The sequence below is a fragment of the Flavobacterium sp. DSR3-2 genome, from assembly GCF_049896525.1.
Lineage (GTDB): Bacteria > Bacteroidota > Bacteroidia > Flavobacteriales > Flavobacteriaceae > Flavobacterium.
Genome location: NZ_JAFCUM010000002.1, coordinates 227,714 through 244,086 on the forward strand (window position 1 = coordinate 227,714; position 16,373 = coordinate 244,086).

A 16,373-nucleotide genomic window follows, 5' to 3' on the forward strand; every position below is an offset into this window, starting at 1 on the left:
GCTTAAAGAATTTTCTCTAAGCCCTTTTTTTTATTTTTTTGGCAGTAATTTAAAAGAGGTGACTTTGAATTTATTGTCAACCACTTTACCCACAACTTCCGCTTTTCTAATAGCAGCACAAAAACCATCACTGGCATGCGCATCGCCATGGGAATCAATAGAACTTCCGTCAACAAAATAGGATTTTCCATCAATGCGAACGGCTAATTCACAACCGTGTCCTTCCATCCCAAACTGGCATTGCCCGCAAGAAGCTTCAACGATTTGGGGTTTTGGCTCTTCTTTTTTATCTTTATCCTGAGCACTTACAAGTGTTGCAGAGAATAAAATAGCTAAGTATAGTATCTTTTTCATAAATGATTAAATTTTTACTTTAGCTAAGATACTGGTTTTTTTACATCGAATAATTTTTAAACATGTAAATCCACAATAATCTGGAAAGGCGAAGATTGATAGAAGCCATTGCGATAATCACAACAGCAATAATTGGAATAATTCTTAAATCGAAAGTTTCGGTAAAGAAAAATTGGGCAATAACATATGTAGCAATTCCTTGGGCTACTGTTAAACCATAATTTACATACATAGCTCCAAAAAAGTAGCCTGGTTCCTTTTCGAATTTATAATTACAATGAGAACAATATTTGTTCATTTTTGGAAATCCAAAATTAAAAAATATACTTTTTTCATTGAAAACTTTGCCTTTAAGGCAATGAGGGCAATCATTATTCAGGATGTGTACAATACTATTTGACATCGTCATTATTTTTTTCAAAGGTATTTCTTATTCCTGTCATGGATGTTTTCTATATTCGCTACTTATAGCACAATAAAGACATTTAGCGAAAGATGAGAAAATATCCTATTTATAACATTCAGCGCTTTAACTGTAATTCAGTCAACAGTGATTTATATATCAATACCTTTAAAAATCACCTAATCGACCATAATTTTTTGGAGGAACCGCACCGGCATAATTCCTATGTTCTGGTCTTTTTTACCAAAGGATCAGGAACACATGAAATTGATTTTGATATTTTTACGATTCAGCCGGGCAGTATGTTTTTTTTGCAACCCGGACAAATGCACCATTGGGACTTATCCGATGATGTTGAAGGTTTTGTGATTTTCTATTCGCAGGAAATGTATAACCTTTATTTTGGACAAAAAACTATCGGCGAATATCCGTTTTATTCTTCAATGGATAATAAGCCTGAAATGTTTTTTGACACATCTGAATCGAAGGCGATTCTCCCTTATTTTGAGAGTTTAATTTTAGAAACTCAGACAATTCAGCTGCTGAAGCAAGATAAAATCATGAATCTCTTGGATGTCATACACATTGAAATTGCCCGAAAATATAGTGAAACCTATTTCCATGAAGCGCATTCGTACAATGTAAAAATTAAAAATTTTGAAGTGCTTTTAGAGCAAAATTTTAAAATAGAAAAAGCAGCTTCTTTCTATGCTTCACAACTTAATATTACTTTAAAACACTTGAACCGGATTTGCAATGAAATCCTGCAAAAAACCACAACTGAAGTAATTACGGATAGAATCATTCTCGAAGCCAAACGCATGTTGATGGATAAAAAGTTTACCATCAATGAAATCGCAAGCGAATTAGGATTTGATGATTATTCGTATTTCACACGATTGTTTAAAAAACATACTGGAATGACTCCGACAAACTTTCGAATGGTTAGGCGATAACTCACAAGATGATAAAAGGGAACGCTGATGACACTCATTTAGCGGGTTTTTTCATCTTGTTTTCGTTATAATTTTGGAACTTTATTAAATGTAATTACGAATGCACAGTAATCAACGAGGCTGCATTTTTTGCTTTTTCTACCACTTCTTCAATTGGAGTTTCTACGGTATCACTTACTAAAGCCACTGCCATTCTGCGGTACGGTCTTGAAGTTGGTTTGCCAAAGATTCTGAAATCAGTTTTAGGTAAAGCCGCAATTTTTTCGATGCCAGAGTACGTTGGATTTGTGGAGTTTTCCGAAGCTAAAATGACTGCACTGGCTCCCGCTTTTTCTAATGTAATTTCAAAAATAGGCAAACTTAAAATAGCGCGTAAATGCAATTCAAATTCATTGAAGTTTTGTGTTCCGGCCAAAGTTACCATTCCGGTATCATGCGGACGCGGCGATAGTTCCGAGAAATAAACGCCGTCATCAGTCAAGAAAAATTCGACTCCAAAAAGTCCTGCACCGCCCAAAGCTTCGGTTACTTTTTCGGCCATGTCTTGCGCTTCGTATAAATCCTTATCGGAAATTCTGGCGGGTTGCCAGCTTTCCTGATAATCGCCTCGTTCTTGTCTATGGCCTATTGGCGCACAAAAAAGTGTCGGATTATTGTTCTGAACTACGGTTAATAAAGTGATTTCCGAATTGAATTTGACAAACGCTTCTACAATCACTTCTACGACATCTCCACGGGAACCTTCAACGGCATACTTCCATGCTTTTTCGATATCGGCTTCGGTTTTTATGGTGGATTGTCCTTTTCCGGACGAAGACATTAATGGTTTTACCACGCACGGCATTCCAACGGCTTCAACGCCTTTTTGTAATTCCTCAGCAGTGGTGGCGTAGCGATAATTTGCGGTTTTTAATCCTAATTCTTTAGATGCTAAATCCCGAATCGCTTTCCTATTCATCGTGAAGTTCGCCGCTTTCGCAGAAGGAACTACGGTAATTCCGTGCTTTTCGTATTCATAAAAACGCTCGGTTCTGATGGCTTCTATTTCTGGAACAATAAAATTAGGTTTATGTTTGGCAACGATTTTGTCTAACGCTTCTCCGTCAAGCATGTTGATGACTTCAAAATCATGGGCAACTTGCATGGCTGGAGCATTTTCGTAACTGTCCACCGCAATTACGATTTGCCCGATGCGTTGTGCAGCGATTGTAAATTCTTTTCCTAGTTCGCCTGAGCCGAGAAGTAGTATTTTCATTTTTTGAAGTCTTAATTGGAATGTAAAAATACTAAATTGCTTTTTTATCACTGCAGATTTGCTATAAACTTTGCCCGAAAGTCAGCAGATTGTGATCCGGATCCAATATCGAAAATTCTTTTTGGCCCCACGGTTTGATTTCCAAAGGGCCATTGGGATGAATGGCAACGCCATTGTTCAAGAAGTTTTTATATACGGTTTCAATATCCTGCACCCGAATGTAAACTCCTGAGTAATTTTCAACAGAATCAAGGGTAGCAAACTCAAAAAAATGAATTTCAATATTGTCTTTTTGCACCATCAAATACCCGTCAAAGTCGGCGTTGCCCCATTCCTGAAATCCTAATTGGGTGATATAGAAATCCCGTGTAATCGCTTTGTTGCGCATGGGTAACTTTGGGTTGATGGCGGTGAGCATGATGGTTTGGGTTGCGTGTGAATGTAAGAAATTGTTTTTGGAATAATGTTAAGAGATTGTAGCAAGTTTATCTCAATTTTAAATATTTATTTTCTCTAATTGTCTTTTTTCATAAATATTTCAAGTAATATGACACGCTTTGCATGAATGGGATCGAATTACAAACACTTTTCTTTTCATTCAGCACAAATTTTTTTAAAAGCATCGACCTCCAATATACCACTTTTCTCATTGATATAGGCATACTTTTTATTCTTCACTTTCTATTGTATTAATTAATGATTCAGTGTCAGCGTTATCGTTTACATTCTTAATCGCCTCTTTTGCATTTTTCAGGGGGTAAATCGGAGATTCTCTGACCCCAATCCTTCTTCCTCCTTCATCAAAATTCCAAAACTCAATAATATCGATCCCTCTTTTTCTAGGCTCCATAAATAAAGAAAAATCTAATGTGTAAGCTTCATATCTTCCCGGTCTACCAGAGGCGGCAGATGTATCAGGTTCAATTACGTGAATTAATTTTCCATCCATTAATTGGAGAATAAATTCGTGAGCTTCTTGTTCTTGTTGAGCTTCTTCTTGAGAAATAAGAAAACTAGTTCTTTTCTTGTCTGATATGCAGAACAATAGTAGGTTTCTAAATACTCTTTCTATTGCTTGAGCATCGGAGCTTACATCTGTCCTCAGATTTTGTAATTTATTTCTGTATGAAAAGCTACTAGCTGCTTTCCATACATTTGTGGGTGTTAGATGTCTTAATTGACCAGATGAAACGGCTATATCAATTGCATTTATGAAAATTGTCAAGAAGTCCCTTGGGACACCACCAGAAGCAATTACTAATTTTTCAAATGCCTGTTGATTGAATAGCTCTGTAGTAGCATCTAATATCCCAACTTTTTGTCCCAAAGAGTTTAATAAATTAGCTAAAAACTCAGTTGGAGATGTTAAATCTTCCAAGGTTCTATCTAAATTGATTTGTTCGATATCTTGTTCAAGAACAACACCGATGGTTTGCCCATCATTTCTAACCAAATTTGTACGATGACGTACTGTACCAACTTTTAAGTAGAAGTCAGTACCTCTAACTAAGCGATGTAAATAATCTAATACATCTGGTTGTCTTTCTTTTTTTAGTAAATAAAAATCATCAAGAAGTATATAAGCGGCGTCTAATTTAATTCTCTTTATTTCATCAATGAGAGATTTTTTGAAGTCGCTTATATATCGTTCCAATGTATCAAGTTTGTTTTCTTCAAACTCACTTAATATTCCTTTTGAATTAGTTCTTCCATAATTAGCCTCTAGACCTTTTGAATTACCTTTTCCACTATAACTGGTCAATTGGGTTTCTTCTTGTTTTACTTTTCTATGTTCTGCCTGGTCTAATAATTTTCTTAGTAATTCGATGTTCTTTTGAATGCTTGTTTTCTTAAATATTAACTTTCTCCACCATTGTTTTGCTGAAGGAGTGTTTTCCATTATTGATAGAAGTAACCTAATTAAAACATCTGGATATCCTAATCTTTTTATTTCATCCGTTTCGATATAAATATTTAAGGAATTCTTTTCATTATTTACGCTGTTTTTAAAATGCACCAACAAACATGATTTCCCAGAGCCTCTTCGTCCAAAAATAATTTGGTGTTGTTTAGCTTTTAATCGATCTAGGTGGTCAGCAACATCAATATAAATAGGGTCTTGATTAGGTCTAACTCTGAATGAATCTTTAATTAGATTTTTTAAATTCGTTACTTTTTTGTCATTTAACATTGATGTCATTTTTAAAAGTTACCTACATGCATATACCACTCGTAAAGTTGTTCCAATTTCCCTACAATCGAGTGACTTTGTATAACATAATGGCGTTTGATTTATTTCCCTAAAAGTATAAAATTAATATTACAAATTTATAAATTTTTATTATTTAATAATTGATTTTAAAGATTTTAGAAAATTATGAGCTATTCGTACAGGATTAGGATTAATAGGATTTTAGCACGGTTTGCGTGAGGGAGTGCAGCGGAAATCCTTTATATTTTTTCTTTAAAAATATAAAGATTGTAGCGAAAAGCCCGACCCTTGTGGTCACGCCCAAATACTAAAAAGCCCCAAGAAAATCTTGAGGCTTTGTTTATATACTGGAAGTTGGATTTTTGACGTTCCAACTTTCGACTTTAAGACTTTTGACTATAGCGCCACCGCTTCTTTAATTCGGCGTAAGGCTTCAATTAGCAATTCTTCGCTGGTTGCGTAAGAAAAACGGATACAGTCTGGGTTACCAAATGCGTCACCGGTTACGGTTGCTACATTAGCTTCGCCCAAAAGATACATAGAAAAATCATTGGCATCCTTGATAAACGTTCCTCTTAATGTTTTTCTGAAGAAAGAAGAAACGTCTGGGAATACATAAAAAGCACCTTCTGGGACGTTAATTTTTACTCCTGGAATATCTTTTAGCAATCCAACGACTAAATCTCTACGGCTATGGAAAGCGTCTACCATGTGTTTTAGAACACTTGGATCAGCATCTACTGCGGTAATGGTAGCACGTTGTGCAATACTATTGGCACCACTTGTTACTTGACCTTGAATTTTTGTACACGCTTTAGCGATGAATTCTGGTGCGCCAATATATCCAATTCTCCAACCTGTCATAGCGAAAGCCTTGGCAACTCCATTTACGGTAATAGTTCTTTCTAACATTCCTGGGATAGATGCGATGCTGCAAAAAGTTCCAGAGAAATTAATGTGTTCGTAGATTTCGTCAGCAACAACATATACGTGTGGGTGTTTTTCCAACACTTTGGCAAGAGCCGTTAATTCTTCTCTGTTGTACACCGATCCGCTTGGGTTACAAGGTGAACTGAACCACATCATTTTTGTTTTTGGTGTGATCGCTGCTTCTAATTGTTCTGGTGTGATTTTGAAATCAGTTTCGACAGAAGTTGGAACTTCTACAGGAATCCCACCTGATAATTTTACAATTTCGAAATACGAAACCCAGTAAGGAGCCGGTAAAATTACTTCGTCACCATCGTTTAACATTACTTGAGCTATGTTGTATAACGATTGTTTTGCTCCTGTTGATACTACAATTTGAGAGGGTTTATACTCTAAATCATTGTCTCTTTTGAATTTTCTGCAAATGGCTTCTTTTAATTCTAAATATCCTTCTACCGGAGAATAAGTACTGTAATTTTCGTCAATCGCCTTTTTAGCTGCTTCTTTTATAAAATCAGGTGTATTAAAGTCCGGTTCTCCTAAACTCAAACTGATGATGTCTTTTCCTTGTGATTTTAATTCTCTGGCTAAAGCCGCCATTGCTAATGTTTGAGAGGTAGATAAATTATTTATTCTATCGGATAATGGATTCATTTTAATAGGTTGTAGTTAGTTTTTTATTTGAGTAGAGATGCCTGCAGAGATGCACCGCAGTGCATCTTTTCTAAACGTTGTGCTTTTTAATGATTATGTAAGTTCTGGTTTCATTCCCAACTCTTTCAAATGTTTGAAATGGGCAATAACAGCGCTTCGCATTGTTTTGTATTCGTAATACGGCAAGTTGCATTCTTGAGCGGTTTCTTTTACGATACTGGCAATTTTACCATAATGTACGTGGCTGATATTTGGGAAAATATGGTGTTCAATTTGGTGATTCAATCCGCCGGTGTACCAGTTTACGATTTTGTTTTTTGGAGCAAAATTCGTTGTTGTGAACAATTGGTGAATGGCCCAAGTATTGTCCATTTCGCCTAATTCATTTGGAGATGGATTCGTAGTTTCTTCAACAACGTGCGCTAACTGGAACACAACACTTAGAATTAGACCAGCTGTATAATGCATCACGAAGAAACCGATAAGAACTTTCCACCACGTAATTCCAATAACGATTGGTAACACGATCCAGATAGAAACGTAAATTATTTTAGTGATGATTAGAGTCGTCCAAAGTGTTTTTGGGCTTTTTGCTTCTCCGTAAGATAATTTTCTTTTCAAGTAGCTTCTCATCTGTTTAAAGTCAGTTGTGATAGCCCAATTGAACGTTAACAATCCGTATAAGAATACCGAATAATATTGCTGAAAACGGTGAAAGTTATACCATTTGGCATCTTTTGTAAAACGAATCACGCGTCCGGCATCTAAATCCTCATCATGACCCGGAATGTTTGTATAAGTATGATGTAAAACATTATGTTGCACTTGCCAGTTGTATACATTTCCTGCCAAAACATAAATAGTTCCACCCATGAATTTGTTGACCCAAGTTTTATTAGAATAGGAGCCATGATTTCCATCATGCATCACATTCATTCCTACTCCTGCCATTCCAATTCCCATAACTATTGTCAACAGAAGATGTGCCCAAAATGGCATGCCAAGTGTTAGAATTAAAAAGTAAGGCGCCAGGAAAACCGAAAAGAGAATCATAGTTTTTACATATAGTTTCCAGTTGCCTGTTTTTTGTATGTTGTTTTCTTTAAAGTAGTTGTTAACCCGTGAGTTAAGTGTTCTAAAGAACTTTAAGCTATCTTGCTTAGCAAATGTTGGAGCATTATTATTCATATGTATTTAATAAAGTTCAAAGGTAATTATTATAAATTTTTGGATATACAAATTTGACATAAATATTTTAACTCTAAAGTATTACTTTTGTTAAAAAATTAATAGATGGACGAGATTCTTAAGTATTTTCCTAATTTAACTGATATTCAGAAAGAACAGTTCGAAAAACTGAATTTTTTATACCACGATTGGAATGAAAAAATCAATGTTATTTCGAGAAAAGATATTGATGCCTTGTACATCAAACATATTTTGCATTCATTGGGAATAGCCAAAATAATAAACTTTGAACCCGGAACGTATGTTCTGGATGTAGGCACTGGTGGAGGATTTCCTGGAATTCCATTGGCGATTCTTTTTCCGGAAACCCGTTTTTATTTGATTGATGTTATTGCCAAAAAGATAAAAGTGGTCCAGGCTGTTGCCGAAGGATTGGAATTGAAAAATGTAAAAGCGGAGCAAATGCGTGCTGAAAATGTAAAAGGAGATTTCGATTTTATCGTGAGTCGTGCCGTAACGAATATGCCGGATTTTGTTTCTTGGGTGAAAACCAAAATCAAAAAAAACAACAAACACGAATTGAAAAACGGAATTCTTTATTTAAAAGGAGGCGATTTAACCGAAGAATTAAAGGATTTTCCGAAAGCTACTGAATACAATCTTGCTGACTTTTTTGAAGATGAATTCTTTGAAACTAAGAAAGTGGTACATGTGCCATTGAAGTTTACGAGTTAGGTTATTACTTCGTTCCTCACAATGACAGTAATAAAACAAAACCGAGAGAAATTCAAATCAATTGAATTTCTCTCGGTTTTTTACATAATTAAATGAGGTTGCTTAGTTCCTCACAATGACTTTATTCTCCCAAAAACGCGTATCTGTAATCTACTGGAGTGATAAAAGTTTCTTTGATCGTTCTTGGCGAAGCCCAACGCAATAAATTCAATGCTGAACCTGCTTTATCATTCGTTCCAGATGCTCTTGCACCACCAAAAGGTTGCATTCCTACAACGGCTCCTGTTGGTTTGTCATTGATATAGAAATTCCCGGCTGCATTTTGCAATTTGGTAGTTGCCTGCTCAATTGCATAACGGTCTTGACTAAAAACAGCACCTGTCAAAGCATATTCTGAAGTCGTGTCAACTAGTTCCAAAGTTTCTTCCCATTTATCGTCTTCATAAACGAAAATCGTCATTACAGGTCCAAATAATTCCGTTTCCATTGTGGTGTAATGTGGGTTTGTCGTAACAATTATTGTTGGTTCAATAAAATAACCAACCGATTTGTCGTAATTACCTCCAACGATTATTTCAGCATCAGTATCTTTTTTGGCTTGGTCAATAAAACTAGCCAATTTGTCAAAAGATCCTTCATGAATCACTGCAGTAATAAAGTTACCAAAATCTTCCGGAGAACCCATTTTCATGGATTTGGTGTCGGTGATAAGTTGTTCTTTTACAGCTGGCCACAAAGTTCTAGGAACGTAAGACCTAGAAGCTGCTGAACATTTTTGACCTTGAAATTCAAATGCACCGCGAACAATTCCTGTTGCCACTTGTTTTGGATTTGAACTTGAGTGCGCAATGATAAAGTCTTTTCCTCCAGTTTCTCCTACAATTCTTGGGTAGGTTTTGTAATGATGAATATTAGTCCCAATTTTTGCCCAAATATCTTTGAATACATGAGTTGAACCTGTAAAGTGAATTCCTGCGAAATCACGGCTTGCCAAAACAGTGTCGGTAATCATCAAAGCATCTCCAAAAACTACGTTGATAACGCCATCAGGAACACCAGCTTCTTTAAATACTTCAATAATGATTTGTGCAGAGAAAACTTGGCTGTCGCTTGGTTTCCAGATCACAACATTACCCATCATTGCAGCACTTGCGGGAAGATTTCCGGCAATGGCAGTAAAGTTAAATGGAGTAATCGCGTATACAAAACCTTCAAGAGGTCTGTATTCTAAGCGGTTCCACATATCTGAATTTGAACTAGGCTGATCACCGTAAATTTGCGTCATGAATTCTACATTGAAACGTAAGAAATCAATAAATTCACAAGAAGCATCAATTTCTGCCTGATGTATGTTTTTAGATTGTGCAATCATAGTTGCAGCATTTATTCTCGCTCTGTAAGGACCAGCAATAAGTTCAGCTGCTTTCAGGAAAATAGCTGCTCTTTGTTCCCAAGCCATATTTGCCCACGCTGTTTTAGCTTCTAATGCGTTTGCAATTGCTTGCTCAACATGTACTTTTTCGGCTAAATGATAGGTTCCTACGACGTGTTTGTGATCGTGAGGAGCAGTCATATTTTTTGTGTTTCCAGTTCTAATTTCTTCGCTTCCAATATATAATGGCACGTCGATTTTAGAATTCCACATTTTTGTGTAAGCTGCTTGTACAGCTGCTTTTTCTGGTGAATTTGGTGCATAACCTTTTACTGGTTCGTTTACCGCTTTTGGTACATGAAAAAATCCTTTTAACATATTTGTAAAATTATAAAATTAGAAATCCTTGTAATGTCTGTTTTAATAAGTCACAAAAGTACGAAGGATTGTTTGAAAAAAGACATTTTTTGCTGTAAACTAAAAGTAACAACTTTTGATTATTGTGTATTAAGTCAGATAGAAATGGTAAAATTGATGCGGTCTCTTTGTATTTTTTCTTGTGAAATAAGAGCGATTTTAGGAGCTTTTGTTTTACTTATAAAAAAATAAAAGGATGACGAAGACTTTAAATTAATTGCTTCGGCTATTGGTACTTTCAATTACGGGTGCTGGATGAGCTACTGAAAAAAATGATGGGATTTTTAATTCAGAGCAAAAGGAGCGCATAATCTGAAAGTAGGAACTATCACTTTGAAATTTTTTGTGGAGGTAAAATTGATCATGTTGAAATACCCTTTCATTGCGCCATACGGTGAAGAAAGTAAACAGCCAGAACTGTATGTATGCAATTCACCAGGTTTTAAAACTGGTTTTTTTCCAATTACACCTTCGCCATCAACAATTTCGATTTCATTTAAAGAATCAAAAATTTCCCAATGGCGGGAAATCAACTGAACAGAATCCTTACTGTGATTTTCGATTGTGATTACGTAACTAAAGGCAAAATGGATCTTGTAGTTTTTGAAGTAAGTACCCTCAAAACTAGTCAATACTGAAATTTTTATACCTCTTGTTATTTGAGAAACCATGTAAAATGGATGAAATGTGATTATTATTGACAAATTTACAAAAAAATGGTATCTTTTTGTTAAAAGTCAAAAAAGTTTTTTAGTTAATTATATTTACGGAACTCGCCATTCCTTTGCCCACAACTCTGTCGTATCGGTCAATGCTTTCTCTATAATAAACTAGAATGGTATACTCATTTTCTGTTTGGTAGAAATTGCCGTCTATTGCATTTTCCTGATCAATGACTCCTTGGTCATCCGCTATGGTGTATTGAAAATTTGTAAATCCTTGTTTAATTAAAATGGCTTTCTCATAAATTCCCTTTTTAGAATTGTAATCCATTTTAAATTCAGGACTTAAGTTGTAATTATTAAACATTCCAGTGACATAAATGTTTTTGTTCAATCGGAAACTGGGTGCCGAAAGGCTGAAATATACCCAGGCATAATCCGCTTCGATCTCGCTCTTCGTTACATTTAAATTATTGATAACAAAACCGCCATTTACATCTTGAGTGAATGAGTAAGGCTGGTTTGCTCTTGCATCACTGGTAAACAGAAATGACCCATAAATGGGCGTATTAGAATCGATTCGGGCTACATTGTTGCTTGCGGATCGTATGTCTTTGTTTTCAAAAAATAGAAATTCGTTTCCCGCCCAAAACTGAGTTTCGCTATCGTATTTGTAAATTAAATCATTGCCAATGGTGTATTGAGGCGCAATGTTTTTTAGAGCTGTTTTCCATTGCCCGTTTTGAAGCGCAAGCACTTTGACGTTTCGCAGCGGATTTTGGAACGTAATTGTATTTGATTTGATACTGAAATCCAAATTTTGTTTTGCTTCAATATTGCTTACTGTTCGCGCTCTTTTCACCTGAATGGGAACCGTAACCAAATCTTCATAGATAATAAATTTTCTGGAAAACACTACTTCTTTGTTTTCGTCCAATACTTTAATCATGTAATTTCCGCTGATCTTTAATTGTTGCGTAAACTGATTTGGAATCGCTAATTTGTAATGAGAGTAGATTTGCAAAGTGTTGAATGAATTGGTGTAATCCTGAATTCTTTGATTGTCAAAACCTTCCAGGTATTCATTTTTAGGGATTGCTGTTGGGTTCCAGTTGTAATCGCAATGAATTATTTCGTAATAATAATTGGCTTCATTGCCAAAAAGATCATCAAATTCTAATTGAAATCCTTCTCCTAATTTTAAAAATGGAATTATATTTTGGTTATTCTGAATAAAAGAAATAGTCTTAATGTGGTACGGAGGGGCGATTTCTTTTTCTGCTTGCGCAAAAGAAAAACAGGAAAAAAATACACTGAGAATAAGAAAAGCTATTTTGAGAAAAGGTTTCGTCATTGTCTAGAACTTATGATTGGGTAAATATAACAATTACCTTTTGTTTTTGGTAAATGATGTGTTTTTAGGTCACTATTTTTTTTGTGCGTAATATCTGTTAATTTTATCTTAATCCAAGTTATTTTTAATTGCTAACTAGCTAGTTTTACTTTAAATAAACAAACCTTATGAAAAAAATCAACAAATTAGTATTTGGCGTTTTGCTTTTTCCATTAGCGGCTTTTGCCCAACAAATGGATTATTCAAAAGCCATTCCTTTTGATCCGAGCGTGAAGACTGGAAAATTGGAAAATGGATTAACCTATTACATCAAGAAAAATGCCAAACCGGAAAACAAAGTAGATTTGCGCTTAGTCGTCAATGCGGGATCTATTTTAGAAACTGATGACCAACAAGGATTAGCGCATTTTATGGAGCACATATGTTTTAATGGAACCAAGCGCTTTCAAAAAACCAATTGGTTGATTATTTACAGAGTATCGGTGTAAAGTTTGGACAACATTTAAATGCCTACACCAGTTTTGATGAAACAGTTTATTTTTTACCAATTCCATCAGACAATCCTGAAAAATTGGAAAAAGGATTTCAAATTATTGAAGATTGGGCTTTTAATACGGTTTTGACTCCGGAAGAAATCGACAAAGAAAGAGGAGTTGTTCTGGAAGAATATAGGTTAGGTTTAGGAGCCGGAAAAAGAATGCAGGCACGTTATATTTCTAAAATGATGCATGAATCTCATTATGCGGAGCGTTTGCCAATTGGTCAAAGAGAAATTTTAGAAAAATTCAAACACCAGTCGTTAATTAATTTTTACAAGGATTGGTACCGTCCAAATTTGATGAGCGTAATTGTCGTAGGTGATATTGATGTTGATGCCATGGAGCAGAAGATTATTTCTCATTTTTCAGGGTATAAAAATCCAGCTAATGAAAAACCTAGAAAATTTTATGACGTTCCTAATCATAAGGAAACTTTTGTAGCTGTTGAAAGTGATAAAGAAGCATCAAGCGCTCAAGTACAATTGATGTACAAAGATTACGGCGCTCCAAAACCAGTAGTGAATGTTGGTGATTTTAAGAATTATATTGTTGAGGGATTATTCTCAACGTTGTTAAATACGCGATTGGGTGAATTGACTAACTCAGCGACACCGCCATTTACTTATGGATATTCGTATTACGGAGGAACTTTTGCCCGAAATAAAAAAGCATATCAATCTTTGGCGATGTCTCAGGAAGATAAACAATTAAGCGCTTTAAAAGTGTTGGTGACTGAAAATGAAAGAGCTAAGAAATTTGGATTTACTCAAGGAGAATTAGATCGTTCTAAATCAGAATTTCTTGCTGCTATTGAAAAAGCGTACAATGACAGAGATAAAACCAACTCCGTGAATTTTGTTGGAGAATACCAATCTAATTTCTTGGAAAAAGAGCCCGTTCCCGGAATCGAATGGACGTATCAAACGATGAAACAATTGATGCCTTTGATTGATTTGAAGGATGTAAACAATTTGATTAAGGATTATGTTAAAGAGGATAACCGTGTTGTTATTCTTACTGGTCCTGAAAAAGAAGGTTTGAAAAAAGTTACGGAACAACAGGTTCTTGATGCTTTGAAAATTAATACAGATGATCTTAAGCCCTATGAAGATGCAGTCGTCGCTACAAGTTTAATACGAAATGAGATTAAACCGGGTACAATTGTTACGCGTGAAAGTAATGCTAAAATTGGAACGAAAACGTTAGTATTGTCCAATGGTGTAAAGGTAACGTATAAAAATACAGATTTCAAAAATGATGAGATTCTTTTTGAAGCAGTGAGTCTTGGTGGAACTAATTTATATACTAACGAGGATATGAAAAAAGTTCAATTTGCTAATGGAGCCTTGGCAGAAGCCGGATTCTCAGGATTAAAATTGAATGATATCAATAAATTTATGACGGGTAAAATTGCACGAGTAAGTCCATATATTGGTAGTGCTACCGAAGGTTTAAGAGGGAATGCCACTCCCAAGGATTTAGAGTATTTGTTCCAAATGACGTATGCGTACTTCACGGATTTAAACTATGATCCTGAAGCTTTTGAAGGCTTTAAACAAAAGCAGTCTAGTTTCTTTAAGAATATGGCTTCGCAACCACAAAACTATTTTCAACAAGAGTTTTATACTTATCTGAATAAAGAAAATCCAAGATTCAACGGAATTATGCCGACGGATCAGTCGTGGGCTGCAACAGATTACAAGTTAGCCTACACTAAATACAAAGAGCGTTTTGCCAACGCTGCTGATTTTGAGTTTTATTTCGTTGGAAACATTGACGATAAAATTATGGAAGCATATGCCGTAAAATATTTAGCATCTTTGGCTACTACTAATAAAAAAGAGAAAGCAGTAGATTTAGGATATAGAATGCTAAAAGGAGATTTGAAAAAAGTGGTTAATAAAGGAACAGATCCTAAAAGTAATGTAACTATTATGTATTATGGAGATGCAAAATATTCTGCTAAAGATGCCATGACAATGCAGGCACTTGGCGAAGTATTGACCATAAAATTGATTGAACAATTGCGTGAAAACGAAAGTGGAGTATATGGCGTGTCCGCAAGAGGAAGTTGGAATAAAATTCCAAATGGTTCATATAGTTTCAATATTGGTTTTCCATGTGGACCGGATAATGCTGAAAAATTAACAGCCTCCGCTTTAAAAGAACTTCAAAACATCATCGATAATGGACCGGATGAAAAAGATGTGGCTAAATTCAAAGAAGGGGAACTGGCTGATTTCAGAAAAGACAGCAAAGAAAACAGATACTGGTTGTCTAACTTTACAAGATCTTACATCAATGGAAACAGTCCTGAAGAGGTTTTGAAATTTGAGGAAGCTGTAAATGCAGTTAATGCAAAAGATATTCAGAACATTGCCAAAAAATATCTTACCAAAGATAAAGTAATTGGAATGTTGATGCCAGAAAAAAAATAAACCAATTTAGTTATAAACTAAAAACCTGCTAAAATTAACTTTAGCAGGTTTTTTTATGGTGAATTACTTAAAACAAATCGGGATAATTTCCCCTTTGGCCAAGCAATATTTTTTTACTAATTCGGGTGCAATTTTATCAGTGTAATCTTCTTCAATTACTTTGAAACCGATACTTCGTAATTTATCAAAATAATCACGGCCATAAATCCGAACGTGATCGTATTGACCAAAGATTTTAGCACGTTCTTTTTGATCCGTAATGGTGTCATCAGCAAAAGTTGTTGCTCTGGACAAATCCTGTGGAATTTGTAAAATTGCCATTCCACCGGGCTTCAAAACGCGATACAATTCCTGCATGGCTTTTGTGTCATCCGGAATGTGTTCTAAAACATGGTTACAAAGAATAACATCATATTGATTATCCTCAAAAGGCAAATTACAAATGTCCGCTTTCACATCTGCTAACGGTGAAAATAAATCGGTTGTCGTGTAATCGAGATTTTTTTGGTTTCGAAACAATTTATAAAACGCTTGTTCCGGTGCAAAATGCAAAACTTTTAATGCTGAATTTGTTTCAGCATCTCTTAACTTTATTCTTTTAATATTTGCAACCGAAGAACCTGAAACGAGTTCAGGTTGAAAAAAATCAGTTTCTTTATTTAGATACAACCACAGTAAGCGGTGTCTTTCCAGAGAGAGTGTACTTGGCGAAAGCACATTATTTCGCTGTGTTCCGTAACCGTATGGCAAAAACATTTTGAAACTTTTACCGTCAATAGGATCAGTGAATGTTGTTCCTTTTAAGGCAAATGCAAGAACTGGTCGCGCTACATAACTTAAACGAATAAGTATTGGCCGCGGAATGGTATTGAGTATAAGTTTAAAGAGTTTTTTCACAGTCAAT

Annotated in this window: 14 protein-coding genes and 1 pseudogene; 4 read left to right on the plus strand and 11 right to left on the minus strand. The window is 35.2% G+C overall.

Translation table 11 applies throughout. The features are described 5' to 3' along the window. Nucleotides 1-30: 30 nt before the first annotated feature. The gene (locus tag ACP7AV_RS04545) at nucleotides 31-354 is read right to left on the minus strand and encodes a DUF6370 family protein (protein ID WP_426090935.1); all 324 of its coding nucleotides are present in this window, start codon (nucleotides 352-354) and stop codon (nucleotides 31-33) included. Between the two features lie 40 nt (nucleotides 355-394). Beyond that, nucleotides 395-757, minus strand: coding sequence for a DUF983 domain-containing protein (locus ACP7AV_RS04550; RefSeq protein ID WP_426090936.1), 363 nt, complete (start codon nucleotides 755-757; stop codon nucleotides 395-397). A 92-nt stretch (nucleotides 758-849) separates the two neighbouring features. Here ACP7AV_RS04550 and ACP7AV_RS04555 point away from each other — a divergent pair, with 92 nt between their 5' ends. Next, a complete protein-coding gene (locus ACP7AV_RS04555; protein WP_426090937.1) occupies nucleotides 850-1,713 on the plus strand; it encodes an AraC family transcriptional regulator in 864 nt (287 codons plus the stop codon). A gap of 94 nt (nucleotides 1,714-1,807) precedes the next feature. Here the strand turns inward: ACP7AV_RS04555 and purT are convergent, their stop codons facing one another. The 5 genes from purT to ACP7AV_RS04580 all read right to left on the minus strand — a co-directional run bounded on the left by purT (nucleotide 1,808) and on the right by ACP7AV_RS04580 (nucleotide 7,952). Beyond that, a complete protein-coding gene (gene purT / locus ACP7AV_RS04560) occupies nucleotides 1,808-2,998 on the minus strand; it encodes a formate-dependent phosphoribosylglycinamide formyltransferase (protein WP_426091108.1) in 1,191 nt (396 codons plus the stop codon). 31 nt (nucleotides 2,999-3,029) lie between these two features. Continuing rightward, nucleotides 3,030-3,386, minus strand: coding sequence for a bleomycin resistance protein (locus tag ACP7AV_RS04565; RefSeq protein WP_426090938.1), 357 nt, complete (start codon nucleotides 3,384-3,386; stop codon nucleotides 3,030-3,032). A gap of 249 nt (nucleotides 3,387-3,635) precedes the next feature. Continuing rightward, nucleotides 3,636-5,159, minus strand: a complete 1,524-nt coding sequence (locus ACP7AV_RS04570) for a hypothetical protein (RefSeq protein ID WP_426090940.1) — start codon at nucleotides 5,157-5,159, stop codon at nucleotides 3,636-3,638. Nucleotides 5,160-5,576: 417 nt separating this feature from the next. After that, entirely contained in the window at nucleotides 5,577-6,764 is a 1,188-nt protein-coding gene (locus tag ACP7AV_RS04575) for a pyridoxal phosphate-dependent aminotransferase (RefSeq protein WP_426090941.1), read from the minus strand. A 93-nt stretch (nucleotides 6,765-6,857) separates the two neighbouring features. Then, nucleotides 6,858-7,952: a fatty acid desaturase family protein gene (locus ACP7AV_RS04580; RefSeq protein WP_426064226.1), complete on the minus strand. Its 1,095-nt coding sequence runs from the start codon at nucleotides 7,950-7,952 to the stop codon at nucleotides 6,858-6,860. A 105-nt stretch (nucleotides 7,953-8,057) separates the two neighbouring features. On the opposite strand from ACP7AV_RS04580, the gene rsmG reads away from it, so the two are divergent. After that, the gene (gene rsmG / locus ACP7AV_RS04585) at nucleotides 8,058-8,687 is read left to right on the plus strand and encodes a 16S rRNA (guanine(527)-N(7))-methyltransferase RsmG (protein ID WP_426090942.1); all 630 of its coding nucleotides are present in this window, start codon (nucleotides 8,058-8,060) and stop codon (nucleotides 8,685-8,687) included. Between the two features lie 121 nt (nucleotides 8,688-8,808). Here rsmG and pruA read toward each other — a convergent pair whose 3' ends face one another. From pruA to ACP7AV_RS04600, 3 genes are all read right to left on the minus strand, one after another. After that, complete coding sequence (pruA, locus tag ACP7AV_RS04590) at nucleotides 8,809-10,437, minus strand: L-glutamate gamma-semialdehyde dehydrogenase (protein WP_426090943.1); 1,629 nt, start codon at nucleotides 10,435-10,437, stop codon at nucleotides 8,809-8,811. Nucleotides 10,438-10,760: 323 nt separating this feature from the next. Continuing rightward, nucleotides 10,761-11,147 (minus strand): Co2+/Mg2+ efflux protein ApaG, encoded by a 387-nt coding sequence (gene apaG / locus ACP7AV_RS04595; RefSeq protein WP_091202696.1) that lies wholly within the window; start codon nucleotides 11,145-11,147, stop codon nucleotides 10,761-10,763. A gap of 79 nt (nucleotides 11,148-11,226) precedes the next feature. Beyond that, nucleotides 11,227-12,492: a DUF5103 domain-containing protein gene (locus tag ACP7AV_RS04600; protein WP_426090944.1), complete on the minus strand. Its 1,266-nt coding sequence runs from the start codon at nucleotides 12,490-12,492 to the stop codon at nucleotides 11,227-11,229. Nucleotides 12,493-12,725: 233 nt separating this feature from the next. Here ACP7AV_RS04600 and ACP7AV_RS04605 point away from each other — a divergent pair. Both ACP7AV_RS04605 and ACP7AV_RS04610 read left to right on the plus strand, forming a co-directional pair. Then, nucleotides 12,726-13,765: pseudogene (locus ACP7AV_RS04605) on the plus strand (M16 family metallopeptidase); the annotation flags it as partial. Between the two features lie 930 nt (nucleotides 13,766-14,695). Then, on the plus strand, nucleotides 14,696-15,469 hold the full coding sequence (locus tag ACP7AV_RS04610; protein WP_426091109.1) for a M16 family metallopeptidase: 774 nt from the start codon (nucleotides 14,696-14,698) through the stop codon (nucleotides 15,467-15,469). Between the two features lie 63 nt (nucleotides 15,470-15,532). On the opposite strand, the gene ACP7AV_RS04615 is transcribed toward ACP7AV_RS04610, so the two are convergent. Next, entirely contained in the window at nucleotides 15,533-16,366 is an 834-nt protein-coding gene (locus ACP7AV_RS04615; protein WP_426090945.1) for a class I SAM-dependent methyltransferase, read from the minus strand. Nucleotides 16,367-16,373 lie beyond the last annotated feature (7 nt).